Raw genomic sequence first — 286 nt, 5'->3', positions numbered from 1 at the left:
GATTGTAAGCTTTTGAAGTTCCTTGCACTGTCGTATTTTCCAGGGTAGAAGAATGTGATGTTTCCTCACCAAAAAGTGTCAATTGACCACTCGGAAACTTCTCACTTGAAGCTCCGAATTGGCGTTGCTTTTGTAATCGAAACATCTCTTCGTACCTAGCTATGATTGCTTTTAGACAGAGTAGTTCCTCTTCAAGAGCCGCAATCTTTGTATCCTGTTCAGTTAATTGGGGTGAGTGATCATTTAGGTTTCTCATATTATAAATATCGACATATTTACCATAATC

General features: G+C 38.5%; 1 protein-coding gene. It reads right to left on the bottom strand.

Translation table 11 applies throughout. From position 1 onward, the window contains the following. On the bottom strand, positions 1 to 286 hold a 286-nt coding region (locus NRI27_RS18025; RefSeq protein ID WP_371391915.1), incomplete at both ends, for an IS66 family transposase.

The sequence above is a fragment of the Sporosarcina sp. OR05 genome (assembly GCF_041414805.1).
GTDB lineage: Bacteria > Bacillota > Bacilli > Bacillales_A > Planococcaceae > Sporosarcina > Sporosarcina saromensis.
The sequence above is the reverse complement of the archived record's forward strand: the minus strand, read 5'-3'. Positions and strand labels throughout refer to the sequence as shown.